Origin of the sequence: Streptomyces sp. NPDC051286 (assembly GCF_044455345.1) — a bacterium.
Taxonomy (GTDB): Bacteria; Actinomycetota; Actinomycetes; order Streptomycetales; family Streptomycetaceae; genus Streptomyces.
The window spans coordinates 23209-38031 of sequence record NZ_JBITER010000031.1; the positions used below are offsets into that span (position 1 = coordinate 23209).

The 14823-nt window shown below is 69.5% G+C and carries 15 protein-coding genes and 1 pseudogene; 3 read left to right on the top strand and 13 right to left on the bottom strand.

Translation table 11 applies throughout. The annotated features are described in order from the left end of the window. Window positions 1-18: 18 nt before the first annotated feature. The 6 genes and pseudogenes from ACIBB8_RS26550 to ACIBB8_RS26575 all read right to left on the bottom strand — a co-directional run bounded on the left by ACIBB8_RS26550 (window position 19) and on the right by ACIBB8_RS26575 (window position 4997). Window positions 19-450, bottom strand: coding sequence for an ACT domain-containing protein (locus ACIBB8_RS26550; protein ID WP_398956187.1), 432 nt, complete (start codon window positions 448-450; stop codon window positions 19-21). Between the two features lie 292 nt (window positions 451-742). Beyond that, window positions 743-913, bottom strand: a pseudogene (locus ACIBB8_RS26555) (DUF397 domain-containing protein); the annotation flags it as partial. Between the two features lie 105 nt (window positions 914-1018). After that, on the bottom strand, window positions 1019-2185 hold the full coding sequence (locus ACIBB8_RS26560) for a thiolase domain-containing protein (RefSeq protein WP_398956188.1): 1167 nt from the start codon (window positions 2183-2185) through the stop codon (window positions 1019-1021). Further along, on the bottom strand, window positions 2178-3230 hold the full coding sequence (locus ACIBB8_RS26565; RefSeq protein WP_398956190.1) for a thiolase domain-containing protein: 1053 nt from the start codon (window positions 3228-3230) through the stop codon (window positions 2178-2180). Before ACIBB8_RS26565 ends, ACIBB8_RS26560 begins: the two co-directional genes overlap by 8 nt. After that, entirely contained in the window at window positions 3231-4181 is a 951-nt protein-coding gene (locus ACIBB8_RS26570; RefSeq protein ID WP_398956192.1) for a Zn-ribbon domain-containing OB-fold protein, read from the bottom strand. It lies immediately after the preceding gene. A 15-nt stretch (window positions 4182-4196) separates the two neighbouring features. After that, window positions 4197-4997, bottom strand: a complete 801-nt coding sequence (locus ACIBB8_RS26575; RefSeq protein ID WP_398956194.1) for a crotonase/enoyl-CoA hydratase family protein — start codon at window positions 4995-4997, stop codon at window positions 4197-4199. Window positions 4998-5165: 168 nt separating this feature from the next. Here ACIBB8_RS26575 and ACIBB8_RS26580 point away from each other — a divergent pair, with 168 nt between their 5' ends. From ACIBB8_RS26580 to ACIBB8_RS26590, 3 genes are all read left to right on the top strand, one after another. Further along, complete coding sequence (locus ACIBB8_RS26580) at window positions 5166-6794, top strand: acyl-CoA synthetase (RefSeq protein WP_398956196.1); 1629 nt, start codon at window positions 5166-5168, stop codon at window positions 6792-6794. Window positions 6795-6975: 181 nt separating this feature from the next. Continuing rightward, window positions 6976-8022 (top strand): nitrous oxide reductase family maturation protein NosD, encoded by a 1047-nt coding sequence (locus ACIBB8_RS26585; RefSeq protein ID WP_398956198.1) that lies wholly within the window; start codon window positions 6976-6978, stop codon window positions 8020-8022. Between the two features lie 28 nt (window positions 8023-8050). After that, the gene (locus tag ACIBB8_RS26590; RefSeq protein WP_398956200.1) at window positions 8051-9106 is read left to right on the top strand and encodes a methyltransferase; all 1056 of its coding nucleotides are present in this window, start codon (window positions 8051-8053) and stop codon (window positions 9104-9106) included. 152 nt (window positions 9107-9258) lie between these two features. On the opposite strand, the gene ACIBB8_RS26595 is transcribed toward ACIBB8_RS26590, so the two are convergent. From ACIBB8_RS26595 to ACIBB8_RS26625, 7 genes are all read right to left on the bottom strand, one after another. After that, complete coding sequence (locus ACIBB8_RS26595) at window positions 9259-9591, bottom strand: TcmI family type II polyketide cyclase (protein ID WP_398956202.1); 333 nt, start codon at window positions 9589-9591, stop codon at window positions 9259-9261. A gap of 76 nt (window positions 9592-9667) precedes the next feature. Further along, the gene (locus tag ACIBB8_RS26600; protein WP_398956204.1) at window positions 9668-10147 is read right to left on the bottom strand and encodes an SRPBCC family protein; all 480 of its coding nucleotides are present in this window, start codon (window positions 10145-10147) and stop codon (window positions 9668-9670) included. A gap of 1 nt (window position 10148) precedes the next feature. Beyond that, a complete protein-coding gene (locus ACIBB8_RS26605; protein ID WP_358862486.1) occupies window positions 10149-10406 on the bottom strand; it encodes an acyl carrier protein in 258 nt (85 codons plus the stop codon). A gap of 15 nt (window positions 10407-10421) precedes the next feature. Beyond that, window positions 10422-11672, bottom strand: a complete 1251-nt coding sequence (locus ACIBB8_RS26610) for a beta-ketoacyl synthase N-terminal-like domain-containing protein (protein ID WP_398956207.1) — start codon at window positions 11670-11672, stop codon at window positions 10422-10424. Next, a complete protein-coding gene (locus ACIBB8_RS26615) occupies window positions 11669-12937 on the bottom strand; it encodes a beta-ketoacyl-[acyl-carrier-protein] synthase family protein (RefSeq protein ID WP_398956209.1) in 1269 nt (422 codons plus the stop codon). Before ACIBB8_RS26615 ends, ACIBB8_RS26610 begins: the two co-directional genes overlap by 4 nt. Continuing rightward, window positions 12934-13377 carry a cupin domain-containing protein gene (locus ACIBB8_RS26620; protein WP_398956211.1) on the bottom strand — a complete coding sequence of 148 codons (444 nt, stop codon included), beginning with the start codon at window positions 13375-13377 and terminating at the stop codon, window positions 12934-12936. The genes ACIBB8_RS26615 and ACIBB8_RS26620 overlap by 4 nt, the downstream gene beginning before the upstream one ends. Before the next feature lie 76 nt (window positions 13378-13453). Then, window positions 13454-14572, bottom strand: a complete 1119-nt coding sequence (locus ACIBB8_RS26625) for a SchA/CurD-like domain-containing protein (protein WP_398956213.1) — start codon at window positions 14570-14572, stop codon at window positions 13454-13456. Between the last annotated feature and the right edge of the window lie 251 nt (window positions 14573-14823).

Here is a 14823-nt window from a genome sequence, read left to right on the forward strand (position 1 = left end):
CATGTTACGTGTCCCGGCTCACCTTGCGGAGCCGGGCCCGGAGACCCTCCCGTCGGACTCCGCGGCAAGGGCCCGCAGCACACTCACCGCCTCGGCGCCACGCCCATGCGGGACGAAGAGGTGGTCGTGGTGGTAGCCCGCCACCACATTGCAGCTGACGTCCGCGTCCGTGAGGGCCAGCGCCACGGCGGCGGTGAGTCCGACTGCGTCCAGGGCGGAGTGGACGCGAAGGGTGATCCAGGCCGCCACATAGTCGTACGCAAGCCCCGCGGCGAGGGCCTCCGATTCCGGAATCACGAGAGTCAGCCCTTCGGGCTCGGCGACCGTCACCGCGGGAGTGACTCCGGCGGGGACTGCGGCGCCGGGCACCGTGGTGAAGACGTACCGGCCGGGATTCAGCTCCGGCCGCAGGCCGCTCAGCAGGGTTCGAAGATCACGCTCGCCAGTCATGATCACCACGCTACTGCGGCACGCCCTGCGAAGGCAGGATGCGGTGCCGCTCGTGGTGGCGGGCCACTCGGGCGCGGTTGCCGCAGGACGGTGTGGACCTATCCTGCCGGAGGTGTTCCTTGACGAAGCAACGGACCCGCCGTGGGGCGTGTCAGGCGCGCAGTGCGGCCAGGTCCGGTCCGGCGAGGAAGCCGATCGCGGCGCGGGCCAGGGCAGCGGGCAGGGCATTCCGCCGCGGCATACCTCCGGCCGGGTGATGGGAGGCGAGGGGGCGCCGCCGTCCGGCCATTCCAGAAGGGTTGCCGGGCCTGCCGGCGTTGCGCATCGCGATGAATCCCTCGACGAAGGCGATCTGGACATCCCCGGCCCCCTGAGTGCCCGGCTGCCAGTTCGCGTTGCTGAGACCGAGGTCCGGCTTGTCCCAGTCGGCAGAGGGCTGCTGAGTGGTGGTGCTCTCCGCCACGTCGGCTCCTCCCGCTCGTCGTCCCGGCCGAAGCCTGGCCACCGTCGGCGGTCCCGGACAGGCCGCGGCCAAGGGTCGTTCGGCCGGTCCGGGACGGCAGCCGGGTCAGCCAGTGGGTGGTTCGGCCCCGACCAGCCACATGGAGAAGAACTGTGCCCCACCGCCGTAGGCGTGGCCGAGCGCCGTGCGCGCGTCCGGCACCTGGTGCTCGCCCGCCTGTCCGCGTACCTGCAGGGCGGCCTCGGCGAAGCGGATCATGCCAGAGGCACCGATGGGGTTGGTGGAGAGCACTCCGCCCGAGGGGTTCACCGGCAGATCGCCGTCGAGTTCGGTGACGCCGGACTCGGTGAGCTTCCAGCCCTCCCCCTCGTCGGCGAAACCGAGGTTCTCCAGCCACATCGGCTCGTACCAGGAGAACGGGACGTACATCTCCACGGCGTCGATCTCCCTGCGCGGGTCGGCGATCCCGGCCTGGCGGTACACATCGGCGGCGCAGTCCTTCCCCGCTTGCGGTGACACGAAGTCCTTGCCCGCGAAGAGGGTCGGTTCGCTGCGCATCGCCCCGCCGTGCACCCAGGCGGCCGGACGCGGCGAACGGTCCGCGCCGGCCCGGTCGGTGAGGATCATCGCGCACGCGCCGTCCGAGGACGGGCACGTCTCGGAGTAGCGGATCGGATCCCAGAGCATCGGTGCCGCCTGGACCTTCTCCAGAGTGATGTCCGGGTCGTGGATGTGTGCGTACGGGTTCTTGAGCGCGTTGCGCCGGTCCTTGTACGCGACGAGCGAGCCGACTGTGTCGGGCGCTCCCGTGCGGCGCATGTACGCGCGCACGTGCGGGGCGAAGAAGCCGCCCGCGCCCGCGAGCAGGGGTTGCTGGAACGGGATGGGCAGTGACAGGCCCCACATGGCGTTGGACTCGGACTGCTTCTCGAAGGCCAGGGTGAGGACAGTGCGATGCACACGTGCGGAGACCAGATTCGCGGCGACAAGTGCGGTGGAGCCGCCGACCGAGCCCGCGGTGTGCACCCGCAGCATCGGTTTGCCGACCGCGCCGAGGGCGTCGGCCAGATAGAGCTCCGGCATCATCAGGCCCTCGAAGAAGTCCGGCGCCTTCCCGATCACGACTGCGTCGATGTCTGCCCAGGTCAGTGCGGCGTCCTGCAGCGCGCGGACGGCGGCCTCGCGGACCAGGCCGGCAATGGAGACATCCCGGCGGGCGGCGACATGCTTGGTCTGGCCGATGCCGACGACGGCCACGGGCTCCTTAGGCATGAGCGGCCTCCCCTTCAAGGACGGCGACCAGATTCTGTTGCAGGCAGGGCCCGGAGGTGGCGTGAGCGAGCGCCCGGTCCGACTCACCGCGCTGGATGCGGGCCGCGGCCTCGCCGAGCCGGATCAGCCCGGCAGCCATGACGGGATTGGCCGCGAGCGCTCCTCCGGACGGGTTGACGCTGACCCCGGCGTCGAGTCCGAGCGCCCTGCGCAGCACGACCTCCTGCGACGTGAACGGGGCATGCAGCTCCACGGTGTCCACCGGTCCTTCGAAGGCCCCCGCACGTTCGGCGGCGAGGCGGGTCGACGGCGAGTCGGTCAAGTCGCGCACCCCGAGACTGTGGGCCTCGATGCGATGGTCGATGCCACGGATCCAGGCGGGTCGGGTGCACACGGCGCGTGCGGTGTCACCGGCGGCGAGGATCACGGCGGCGGCGCCGTCGCCGACCGGCGGGCAGTCCCCGGTGCGGAGCGGCTGTACGAGGTAGTCACCGGCTGGGACCGAACCCGAAAGCTGTGCGTGCGGGTTGTCCGCGGCAGCGGTGCGGCTGCGGTGGGCGATCGCGGCGAGGGCGGCCTCGTCGGTGTGGCCCGCGTCGATCAGTGCCTGGGCCTGGAGCGCGGCGAGGGCGACGGAGTCGGGCCAGAGCGGGCCGACGTAATACGGATCGAGCTGGCGGGTGAGGACGTCGCGGACCTTGCCGGGAGAGGACTTCCCGTATGCGTAGACGAGGGCGGTGTCGGCCTCGCCGGTCTGGAGTTTCACCCATGCCTCGTACAGCGCCCAGGCGCCGTCCATCTCCACATGGGACTCGGAGATCGGCGGGTGGGCGCCGACGCCGTCGAGCGCCATGGTGAAGGAGAAGGCTCGGCCGGCGAGGTAGTCGCTGGATCCCGAGCAGGTGAACCCGATGTCGCTCGCCTTCAGACCGGTGGCGTCGAGGACCTGGTGGAGGACCGGCATCAGCAGGTCGACTTCGGAGAGTTCGTCGGTGCGCCGCAGATGATCCGTCTGCGCGAAGGCGACGATCGCAACGTCTCGCATCTACAGCAGCTCCTTGTACACGTCGTAGTCGGCGTCCGGCTCTCCGGTGGGCCGGTAGTGGTCGGGGTGGCGGCCCTCCCCGGTCCAGACGGGTTCGACCCGCAGCCCCATGCGCACCTGGTCGTACGGGATGCCGCCGATCCGTCCGTGCAGGGCGAGGTCGGCGCCATCGAGTGCGATGTGGGCGTAGACATACGGCACTTCGATGTCGAGATTCGCCGTGTGCGCAGCCTTGATGTTGACGATGCAGTAGGTGGTGACGGTGCCGCGCGGGCCGACCTCGACCTGTTCGGCGGTGGCGACGCCGCAGGTGGGGCAGGCGCCGCGGGGCGGGACATACACCTTGCGGCAGGACGGGCAGCGCTCGCCGACGATGCGTTGTTCGGCGAGGGCGTTGAGGTACGCGTTCTGGGCGCGGCCGGGGGTGTACGTGTAGTCGAGGCGGGCCGGGGTGACGATTCCGGTGACAGGGTCCGCGAACTCACCGCTGTGCGGGGACGGTTGGCCGAACTCGCCCTCGTACGGTTCGAAGCAGGCGATGTCCGTGATGGCACCGGTACGCTCCGAGGACCAGCGGATGCGGACACGCATGCCGGTGTGCACTGCTCCGGGTCCCGGTGCGTCGAGGACGTGGAGCAGTGCGGTGTCGGCCCCGTCCAGCTTGACCAGCACCCAGGCGAACGGGGTTGCCAGGGGTTGGTCGCGGCGCGGGGCGGGGTTCCAGGCCCAGGTGGTGACGGTGCCTGTGGCGGCGACCTCGGTCAGTTCGCTGAGTTCTTCGGCGGTGACGGCGTCGTACTCGACAGGGGGGACGAGGACTCTTCCGTCGGGGGTCCGCACGCCGAGGACGGTCCGCTCGCGTAGTCCGGTGAGGAAGGCACTCTGGACGGGGCCGAGGGAGCGGGTGAAGGGGAACTCGACCACCAGCGGTGCGCTGAGGACGTCGGGCACGGTTGTCTCCTTGGCTCAGGCGCGCCGGTAAACGGGCGGGCGTTTCTCGGCGAAGGCGCGGGCGCCTTCCTTGGCGTCGGCGGTGGTGAAGACCGGTCGGCCGCGCTTCAGTTCGGCGGCGAGGCCCTCTGTCTCGGTCATCTCGGCGGTCTCGTACACGGAGGCTTTGACGGCTTCGACGGCGAGCGGGCCGCAGGCATTGATCCGCTCGGCGACGTCGAGGGCCTGCTCCAGTGCGGTGCCGTCGGGGACGACTCGGCCGATGAGCCCGATACGGGCGGCTTCGTCAGCGCTGTACGGGCGTCCGGTGAGCAGCATTTCGAGGGCGTGGGTGCGGGGGATCTGACGCGGCAGCCGGACCGTCGAGCCTCCGATGGGGAACAGTCCGCGCTTGACCTCGAAGAGTCCGAAGGTGGCGCTCGCGCCGGCGATACGGATGTCCGTGCCCTGCAGGATCTCGGTGCCGCCGGCCACGCAGTATCCCTCGACTGCGGCGATGACCGGTTTGCGGGGGCGGTGGTGGCGCAGCATCGCCTTCCAGTGCAGATCGGGGTCGGCCGCCATCCGGTCCCGGTACTGCTCGCCCTCCATCCCTTTGCCCGCCAGCGCCTTGAGGTCCATGCCGGCGCAGAAGGAACCGCCCGCGCCGGTGAGGACGACGGATCGGATGCCGTCGTCCTCGTCGGCGGCCAGCCAGCCGTCGTACAGCCCGACCAGCATCGGCAGCGACAGCGCGTTCTTCGCCTCCGGCCTGTTCAGGGTGAGCACCAGTGTGGCGCCTTCGCGCTGCACGGTGAGGTGTTCCGTACCACCCATTGCCTGCCTCCCGTCTCCAGATCCAGAACAGGTTGCAGGAGGCCGGGGCTCAGTTCAATAGTTTCCTGACAGTCAGTCAGATTTCTTCTACGGCACCTCTTCCCAGTTGTGCCGGTCGGCGCTCTAATGACCGCCGAGCCACTCAGCGCCCTGGGGTCAGGAGGAACGGTGGAGTACAACCTTGCCGACCTGTTCGAGTCGGTCGTCGACGCGGTCCCGGATCGCGAGGCGCTCGTGTACCTCGACCACCCCGGTACGGGTGCGGAGCGCCGGCTCACCTACGCGGAGCTGGACACCGCCGCCAACCGGATCGCCCACCATCTGATCGACGCGGGCCTCACGCCGGGAGAGCACCTCGGCCTCCACCTGTACAACGGCATCGAGTACCTGCAGACGGTACTGGCCTGCCTCAAGGCGCGCCTGGTACCGGTCAATGTCAACTACCGTTACGTGGAAGAGGAGTTGATATACATCTACCGTGATGCCGATCTGGCGGCTCTGGTCTTCGACGCCGAGTTCGACGAGCGGGTCGCGGCCGCCGCGCCGAAGGCCCGCAAGCTCCGCCACCTCGTACGGGTGGGCACGCCGGTGGGGGGCGTGCCCGGTCCGGATGCCGTGGCGTTCACCGACGCCGAGGCGGCCGGGAATCCCCGGCGCGGTTTCGCCCCGCGCTCGGCCGACGACCAGTTCATCATCTACACCGGTGGGACCACGGGCATGCCCAAGGGTGTGATGTGGCGCCAGGAGGACCTCTTCTTCTCCGGCCTCGGCGGCGGCGCCCCGACCGGAGAGCCGGTGAAGGCGCCGCAGGAACTGGCCGAGCGGGTGGCCGCGGGTGGTGACGGCATCACGTTCTTCCCCACTCCGCCGCTGATGCACGGCACCTCGACGCTCACCGCGTTCATCGGGTTCAACTTCGGGCAGCGGGTGGTCATCCACCGCAAGTTCGTCCCCGAGGAGGTGCTCCGGACGATCGAGAAGGAGAAGGTCACCAGCGTGTCGCTGGTCGGCGACGCGATGCTGCGGCCGCTGATCGACGCACTGAAGGGACCACTGAAGGGCACCGACTGTTCGTCCATGTTCTCCGTATCCAGCTCGGGCGCGATCATGTCGGACTCGGTGCGCGCGGAGTTCCAGTCACTGGTGCCCACCGTGATGATGCTGAACAACTTCGGCTCGTCCGAGTCCGGCTTCAACGGCACGGCGACGGCCGACTCCGGTCCGCAGAACGGATTCCGCCTCCAGGTCAACTCCCGTACCGCGGTGGTCGATCCATCGACGCGCGAACCCGTGGCTCCGGGCGAGCCGGGGCGGATCGCCCAACGGGGGCATGTGCCGCTCGGCTACTACAACGACCCGAGGAAGACCGCGGAGACGTTCTTCCGCAAGGGCGAGGAGCGGTGGGTGCTGCTCGGTGACATGGCGACCGTCGACGCGGACGGCATCGTCACCGTCCTCGGACGCGGCTCCCAGTGCATCAACACCGGCGGCGAGAAGGTGTACCCGGAGGAGGTCGAGCAGGCGCTCAAATCCCATCCGGACGTGTACGACGCACTGGTGGCGGGGGTGCCCGACGCACGGTGGGGCAATCGCGTGGCAGCGGTCGTGCAGCTGCGGGAAGGCGCGGCCGATCCCACGCTCGACGACGTCCAGGCGCACTGCCGCACCCGTCTCGCCGGATACAAGATCCCCCGCCAGCTGGTGATCGCTCCGCAGATCCAGCGCTCACCGAGTGGCAAGGCCGACTACCGGTGGGCCCGCTCTGTCGTGGCACCCGGCAGCGGGGCTCAAGGCTGAGACGCGCCGAGTCACCCGATTGCCTCAGCCCGCGAGCAACCCCCGGACGTGCGACGCGGCCGTCCGGTCGTAAGCCATTCGGGCACGGGATACGCTCGTCCGCTCACCCTGCGTGGCAATGGTCGCCGATCGCCCATAGCTTCGGCTCATGAGGAAACGACACATCACCAGCCTCGTGTGCATGGCAGTCGTCTCGGCCACCGCGGTGGCCTGCGCCGAACCGTCCGTCTCCGCCGCCACCCCGGCCGTGCGCACGGTCCAGCCGGGCCAGTCGATCCAGGCCGCCGTGGACGCCGCCCGGACGGGTGACACCATCGTCGTCCAGCCCGGCACCTACCACGAGAGCGTCCTGATCAAGAAGCAGGGTCTGACCCTGCGCGGCACCGGGGCCCGGACCGTCATCAAGCCGAGCGCGACCGGGACCAAGGCCGGCAACGCCTGCGCGAAAGCCGGCAACGGCATCTGCGTGCTGGGCACGTCCGCTCACACCGTCGACGGTGTGAGCATCCGCTCCCTCACCGTCTCCGGATTCAAGAAGACCGGCATCTGGGCGTCCTGGACCGACGGTCTGAAGGTCCGGGAGGTGACCTCCGATACCAACGGTGTCTGGGGCATCGCCCAGGAGAGGTCGACCCGCTCCGAGCTCCGGAGCAACACCGCCCACGGCAACGGCGACGCCGGTATCTTCGTCGCGAACACCGTGGCCGAGGAGGGCGGAGCCACCGACACCCACGGGACGCAGCTCCGCGGCAACACGCTGAAGGACAACCGGATCGGCATCACCGCCCGCCGCGTCCGCAACCTCACCATCCGGGACAACACCTCCACCGGCAACTGCAGCGGCATGTTCGTCGTCGGCGACGAAAACAAGCCGCAGGCCGGGGCGATGACCATCCACAACAACCGGATGACCGACAACAACAAGTTCTGCCCGAAGACCCCCCGGCTGCCCGCCATTCAGGGCTCCGGCATCGTCCTCACCGGCACCGTGGACACCAAGGTGCGCGACAACACGATCCGGAACAACGTGGGCGCCACCCCGCTCTCCGGCGGCCTCGTGCTGTTCAAGAGCTTCGTGGGCGCCCACAGCACCGGCAACACCATCAGCCGCAATGTGGTGCTGGGCAACCGGCCCGCGGACCTGGCCAACCAGGAAGCCGGACCGAGCAACACCTTCGTCGGCAACACATGCGCGACGTCCGCACCGGCCGGCATGTGCCGACCGTGACCCGCCGCACGAGAAGAAGCGAGACGGTATGACCACCGCGAGCACCACTCCCATCCCCACCACTCCCCTGCACACCCCGCAGCCGGGAATGCGGCTGCGCGAGATCGCCTTCGGCGCGGCCTGCGCCGCGGCCGTGCGCGCCGCGGCCCGGCTGGGCGTCGCCGACGCGCTCGGTGAGACGCCGGCCACCGCAGCCGAGCTCGCGGCGGAGGTGAACGCCGAGCCGGCGCCACTTCGCCGGCTGCTGCGCGCTCTGTCCTGCTACGGAATCTTCGCCGAGACCGCCGACGGAAGCTTTGTCCACACCGACATGTCCCGACTGCTGCGCGAAGACGACCCGAACAGCCTGCGGTACATCTCCCTGTGGTGCACCGAGCCCTGGACCTGGGAGGTCTGGCCGCGGCTGGACGACGCGGTGCGCTCCGGCACGAGCGTCTTCCCCGACGTGTTCGGGAAGGAGTTCTTCGACTACCTCCACGACGACGCGCACGAGTCGGCGCACATCTTCAACCAGGCCATGACCACGTCCAGCATGCAGTCCGCGCTGGATGTCGCCGAACTCCTCGACCTCGCAGGGGTGTCCGAGGTCGCCGACATCGGCGGCGGTCAGGGGCACGTGCTCGCCAGCCTGCTGGAGAAGCACCCGAAGGTCCGCGGCACGCTGATGGATCTGCCGGGCGTGGTCGCGCGCGCCGATGCCCGGCTGCGGGACGGCGGAGCGCTCGCCGGACGGACGAGCATCGTCGCCGGAGACTGCCGCGAGGCGATCCCGGTCGAGGCGGATCTCTACATCATCAAGAACATCCTGGAATGGGACGACGAGAGCACGCGCAGGACGCTGCGCAATGTCATGGCGTCGGCCCGCCCGGGTGCCCGGGTCGTGATCATCGAGAACCTGGTCGACGACACCCCGTCGATGCGGTTCACCACCGCCATGGACCTGCTGCTGCTTCTCAATGTCGGCGGTGCGAAGCACACCAAGGAGAGCCTGCTCAAACGGATGGAGGAAGCGGGTCTGATCGTCGGCGACATCAGTCCGGTGAACGGATATCTGCACGCGTTCGAGTGCGTCGTGCCCAGCTGAACCGTTTCGCCTCACGCAGTCGCCCCGGGTCCGGCTCTTCAGCCGGACCCGGGGCGACCGTCGTGTGTGTCAGAGCCTGTCGGGTGCCCTTCGATCGAAGGGCGGACGCGGCCACGCCGCGTCCGCCCGATCAGAGGTCGCCCGACAGGCTCTCAGGCGCTGGAGTCGCGCTCCCACCGGTAGAACTCGTGGGCCATCGCGTCCTTCGGACCACGCCAGGTCTGCGGGTCGTACGGACTGATGAAGGCGGTGAGCTTCTGGCTGAGGTCCTGGAACTCCGGGTGCTGGTGCACCTTGGCGATCTCCGGGCCCGGTGGACGGTCGGACTCGATCAGGTGCAGATAGACGTCGCCGAACTGGAACAGCTTGCGCTGGTTGACTCCGACGAGGTGCGGCAGTTCGCTGCGGTCGGAGGCGGCGAACAGTTCGGCGATGTCCGGCGCCGACTCCGGCGCCATCCGGGCGACGATCAGAGCGTGGTGCATGGGTGGGATGCCTTTCTGATACCCGGCCGGTACCCCGCCGGGGCGGCGGGGTGGCCGGACGCGGGCGGGCGGGGGGTCAGCGGGCGTTGACCGGGGCGGTACGGCGCTCGCGGTCGCGCTGCTCGATCTTGTCCCGGATGAGTTCCATCTGGACGCGCGAGTTCCGGTTGATGTTGTCGGTCATCCACGCGTCGTCGACGGGCGCGTCGGACCGCATCGCGAAGTCCTGCGTCCAGTGCAGCTTCGTGCCACCGGGGACCTCCGAGTACTCCCAGCGGATGTTCATGTGCTCGAACGGGCCCGGCTCGACGCGGCGCGCGACGACCTTGCGCCCGGCGCGGTCGGTCGTGCGCTCCGAGACCCAGCTCCACACCTTGCCGTTCTCGTCGGGGTGCATGGTGAGACGGAACCTCGTCCTCTCGCCGTCCCGTTCGATCACCTCGACCGCCGCGTACTCACTGAACAGCCGCGGCCAGTTCTCCAGATCGTTCGTCACGTCCCAGACCAGGTCGAGAGGGGCGGCGATGGTGATCTCGTTCTCGGTGTGTCCGGACACTTCAGGCTCCTGTCATGAGGGTGTGGTTGACGAGGTCGAGGAATTCACGGGGCGTCTTGCACCGGTCGGCGTCGGCCGGGAGCGGCCTGCCGTGCCGGTTCTCCAGCACGCCCACGATGCCGAGGAGGCCGAGCGAGTCCAGGCCGTACTCGTCGAAGCCGGACGCGGGCCGGCTCTCCATCTCCTGCGGGTCGACGCTGACTCCCGCGCCCTTCTTCATCAGCGCAGCCAGCTCCTGGTAGGTCAGTGGACCGTTCATGACGACTTCTCCTTCTCACGCGTGGATAGCGGTGGGGCGCCGCAGCACGATGGCCGCGTTCGAACCCATGAGGCCGCGGCTCAGCACGAGCGCCGTCCGCAGTTCGGCGGGGCGCGCCCGGCCGGTGACGACATCGAGTTCGTGACACACGTCGACGACGTTCGGGGTGGGAGGTATGAGCCCGAATTCCATGGCCAGTACGGCGGCTGCCGCGTCCAGCACCGGCGCCCCGCAATAGGCCCGGCCGATCCCGGTCTTGGGCGCCGTCACCGGTACCCGCTTGCCGTGCACGCCGAGCGCGTCGGCGATGGCCAGTGCTTCGGCGCGGTCGGCGGACGGTACGCCGAGGGCGTCGGCGAAGACCACGTCGATCTCCTCCGGCGCACAGCCGGCCTCCCGCAGCGCGCCGCTGATCGCCCGGGCGAGCCCCTCCCGGGACTCCTCCCATCGGGACGCCCCGGTGAACGTCGCGGAGTAGCCCGCCAGTTCGGCCCTGATCCGGGCCCCGCGGCGGTTCGCCGCGGCCTCCTCCTCGACCACGAGCATGGCGCCGCCCTCGGCGGGTACGAAGCCGCACGCGTCCGAGGTGAAGGGGCGATAGGCCCGCTCAGGGTCCTCGCAGACACTGAGGTCCTCGTACCCGAGCTGGCAGACGACCGAGTACGGGGCCAGAGGTGCCTCGGCGGCGCCGACGACCACTGCGTCGGCGCCGCCGCGGATGGACCGGGCGGCATGCGCCAATGCGTCCAGGCCGCCCGCTTCGTCGCTGGCCACGACGGCGCACGGCCCCTTGAATCCGCCCCGGATGGAGATCTGGCCGGTGCTGGCCGCGTAGAACCAGGCGATGGACTGGTAGGGGCCTACGTAATTGGACCCCTGCCCCCACAGCCGCTGCAGTTCGCGCTGGCCGAACTCGCCGCCACCGGAGCCGGCGGCGGTCACCACTCCCACGGCGAACGGGTCGCCCTCGTAGTCGGCCCGGCCGATCCGGGCGTCGTCGAGGGCGAGATCCGCTGCGGCCATCGCGAAATGCGTGAACCGGTCGGTCTGCACGAGGTAGCGTTCCTCGATCAGGTCCACCGGGTCGAAGCCCCTGATCTCGCCTGCGACCCGCAGCGGCAGATGCTCGCAGCCCTCGCGGGTGACGTGGTCGAGGACGCTCGTCCCTTCCTGCGTCCTCTTCCAGAACGACTCCGTGGTCGTGCCGTTGGGTGCCACGACACCGATGCCGGTGACGACGGTGCGCCTGGCCTTTCGGGTGCTCATGATGTCCTCCCACCTGTTCTGGTCAGGGCAACGGCGGATTGGAAACCCCCGAATCCGCTGCCGACCGACAGGACGCTGCGCAGCTTCCGGGGCCGTGCGTCACGCGGCACGTAGTCGAGGTCACACTCCGGGTCCGGGGTTTCGTAGTTCGCTGTCGGCGGCACCGTCTGGTTGACCAGGGACAGTACGCAGGCGGCGATCTCGATGGCGCCGATGGCGCCGAGCGAGTGACCGACCATGGACTTGATGGAGCTCATGGGCACCTCGTAGGCGTGCGTGCCCAGGGCCCTCTTCACTGCGGCCGTCTCGTGGCGGTCGTTCTGCTTGGTGCCGGATCCGTGCGCGTTGACGTAGTCGATCTGTGAACTGTCTATCCGGGCATGACCGAGGGCCCGGTTGATGGCCTCGGCCATCTCCAGTCCCTCGGGGGTCAGCCCGGTCATGTGATAGGCGTTGCCGAAGGTGGCATAGCCGGCGATCTCGCAGTACACGGTGGCACCGCGGGCGCGGGCATGTTCCAGTTCCTCCAGGACGAGTACGGCTCCGCCCTCGCCCATGACGAAGCCGTCCCGGTGTGCGTCGAACGGCCGGGAGGCGTGCTCCGGGTCGTCGTTGTTCGCGGAGGTCGCCTTGATCGCGTCGAAGCAGGCCACCGTGATCGGGGTGATCGGCGAGTCGGACGCCCCTGCGATGCAGACGTCGACCCGGCCCTCCTCGATGGAGTGGAACGCGTACCCGATCGCGTCGAGGCCGGAGGTGCAGCCCGTCGAGACGGTCTGCACCGGGCCGTGCGCGCCGACTTGCTCGGCGACCGCCGAGGCGAGGGAACTGGGTGAGAAGGCCCGCTCCAGATGGCGGCCGGCCGGGCGGTGGTCGACGTCCCAGCGGGCGCCGCTGCCACTGACGGCGACGTAGTCGTGCTCCAGCCGGGTGGTGCCGCCGACGGCGGTGCCGAGGGACACCCCGATGCGCCAGGGGTCCACCTTCTCCGGGTCGAGGCCCGCGTCGCCGAGGGCTTCCCTGGCGGCCACGAGCGCGAACTGGATGTACCGGTCCGAGCGGGCGATCTCGTCCTCGTCGAGGCCGTGGGCCGCGGGGTCGAAGTCGCACTCGGCGGCGATCCGGGAGCGGAATCCCACCGGGTCGAACAGGGTGATGCCGCGCGTCGCGGTGCGTCCGTTGGCGAGGAGGTCCCAGAAGGCCGGGGCGCCGATTCCGCCCGGGGCGACGACACCGACTCCGGTGACCGCCACGCGCCGGGTCATGAAGCCGCCTCGGTTCGTTCTGGCGGCGCGGCCCGGCCGGCGGTCTCGGTGGTCTCGGTGTGCTCGGTGTCGACGTGACCGAGCTCCGGACGCGGGGCGAGCGGACCGAGGTGGAAGACCATGCGCGCTTCCACATCTCCCACGTTTCGGAACCGATGACGTACATGCGGAGGGATCAGCAGGCCCTGGTCGGGCCGCAGGGCATGCGGTTCCCCGTCCAGGTCCACCTCCAGGAGACCGTTCACGACGTACACGAACTCCTCCGAGTACGGGTGGTAGTGTTCGCCGATGCGGTCGCCGGGCTGCACGATGGCCAGCCCCATGAAGCCGCTGGTTGCACCCACCGCGGTCGGCGTGAGCATGGCGCGCAGGTCGCCTCCGCGCCTGCGGTTGGGCTGGGTCTCACTGAGGTCCACGATGCGTGGCCGATGCGTGGTCATGACTGCTTTCCTCCTGGCGCAGTGCGCGTGGTGTTGACGGGTTGAGCGAGAACCCCCCAGGGTGCTGACGCGCGGTTCAGGAATCCGCGGCCCGACGATCGGTGATCAGAGTCATTTCGGACTTCTTGAGGAAGCGCGCGATCTCCTGGTCGTTGGTCGGCGCGGCGTTGACGCCGCCGTCGAGGAGCCGTCCGAGCCGGACCACCTTGGCGGGGTCGTCGATGCCCAGAGCCTGGGCGGGCTGCGCGTCCAGCGGGCCGACCATTTCGAGGAGCCGCACGACGATGTCGTCGCGCTGGAAGATGGTGCTGCTGTCGATCGTGCTGTTCCGGTCCTCGGCCGCCTCCTCGTCGTTGCTGGCGAGCAGCCGGGCGAGCGCCATCCCGCACCCCTCCTTGGCCTGGTAGAACAGCGCGTACCGGCGGATGTCCGCGGCGTTGTGCCGGCCGGCGGTGACGTGGTGGACCGTGGGCAGAGCCGCCCGGGTGAAGAACACCCGGGCGGAGTTCTCGTCGCTGAGGTCCCGGTCCTGCTCCAGGTACGGGTTGATGGCCTCCTCGACGGCCCTGACCTCGGGCTGACGGGACACATGGCGCAGCGCCGCAAGGAGGTCCCCCTCGACCTCGACAGCCCGGACGACCCGGTTTCCGTGCATGAAGAGCGAAGTACGGCGCAACCGCGTGTGCTCGTCGACCCGGGCCTGCGGGGAGTCGTAGTCGGCGAGGATCTTCGCGACGACGTCCTCACTGCCGGGCTTCACGGTGAAGGTGAGGGCGTGGCGGACCACGCCGTCGCCCAGCCGGGGGGCGGACTGCAGGTTGCCCTTGGCTGCATCGGGGGTGCTCTCGAAGGCCCTCCCGGTCTCCCGCAGCACGGAGAAGCGCAGCGACCGGGTGTCGCGTACGCAGCTGTGCAGGGGCTGGACCGTCTGGACGTGCTCCTCGCTGTTGACCCAGGCGAGGAAGGGCGGTGCGCTCTCCCATTCGCTGGTGATGAGCCACTGCGAGGGGTTCTCGATCGACTGGCACAGCTGGTCGCTGATGTGCCCGGGTACGGATGCCACCTGATTGCGCAGGTGCTCGTACGCCTCAAGGAATTGGTTCTGGGCTCCGTCGTGCAGATCCAGCAGCAGAACGACCCGCAGCCTGGAGCCGTCGAAGGCGGACTGCGAGATCCGTTCCGAAAGGGTGGTCATGTGTCGTTCTCCTTCGAGACGGCGTGGCGTCCACGTGAATGGCGGGCCGTCGGTTGTCGAATGGAATCGGAGCGGGAAATCTCCCGGCGGATGCGTACCGTTTGCCCCCGCGCCGCGGGCTGCGTCTCCGTGACCGATCGTGAAACGCTGGTCCGGTCGACGCGAGATTTATGAACCGTTCAGGTGAGCAGCCCTCCGGGGGCCGTCCGAACGGCTCCCGCAGGGGCAAGAACAATGCATCTGTACAGCGT

Excerpts from the sequence above, each read along its gene's own strand:
- ACIBB8_RS26550 (WP_398956187.1), bottom strand. The coding sequence starts at position 450 with ATGACTGGCGAGCGTGATCTTCGAACCCTGCTGAGCGGCCTGCGGCCG.
- ACIBB8_RS26560 (WP_398956188.1), bottom strand. The coding sequence starts at position 2,185 with ATGCCTAAGGAGCCCGTGGCCGTCGTCGGCATCGGCCAGACCAAGCAT.
- ACIBB8_RS26565 (WP_398956190.1), bottom strand. The coding sequence starts at position 3,230 with ATGCGAGACGTTGCGATCGTCGCCTTCGCGCAGACGGATCATCTGCGG.
- ACIBB8_RS26575 (WP_398956194.1), bottom strand. The coding sequence starts at position 4,997 with ATGGGTGGTACGGAACACCTCACCGTGCAGCGCGAAGGCGCCACACTG.
- ACIBB8_RS26585 (WP_398956198.1), top strand. The coding sequence starts at position 6,976 with ATGGCAGTCGTCTCGGCCACCGCGGTGGCCTGCGCCGAACCGTCCGTC.
- ACIBB8_RS26590 (WP_398956200.1), top strand. The coding sequence starts at position 8,051 with ATGACCACCGCGAGCACCACTCCCATCCCCACCACTCCCCTGCACACC.
- ACIBB8_RS26595 (WP_398956202.1), bottom strand. The coding sequence starts at position 9,591 with ATGCACCACGCTCTGATCGTCGCCCGGATGGCGCCGGAGTCGGCGCCG.
- ACIBB8_RS26605 (WP_358862486.1), bottom strand. The coding sequence starts at position 10,406 with ATGAACGGTCCACTGACCTACCAGGAGCTGGCTGCGCTGATGAAGAAG.
- ACIBB8_RS26610 (WP_398956207.1), bottom strand. The coding sequence starts at position 11,672 with ATGAGCACCCGAAAGGCCAGGCGCACCGTCGTCACCGGCATCGGTGTC.
- ACIBB8_RS26615 (WP_398956209.1), bottom strand. The coding sequence starts at position 12,937 with ATGACCCGGCGCGTGGCGGTCACCGGAGTCGGTGTCGTCGCCCCGGGC.
- ACIBB8_RS26620 (WP_398956211.1), bottom strand. The coding sequence starts at position 13,377 with ATGACCACGCATCGGCCACGCATCGTGGACCTCAGTGAGACCCAGCCC.
- ACIBB8_RS26625 (WP_398956213.1), bottom strand. The coding sequence starts at position 14,572 with ATGACCACCCTTTCGGAACGGATCTCGCAGTCCGCCTTCGACGGCTCC.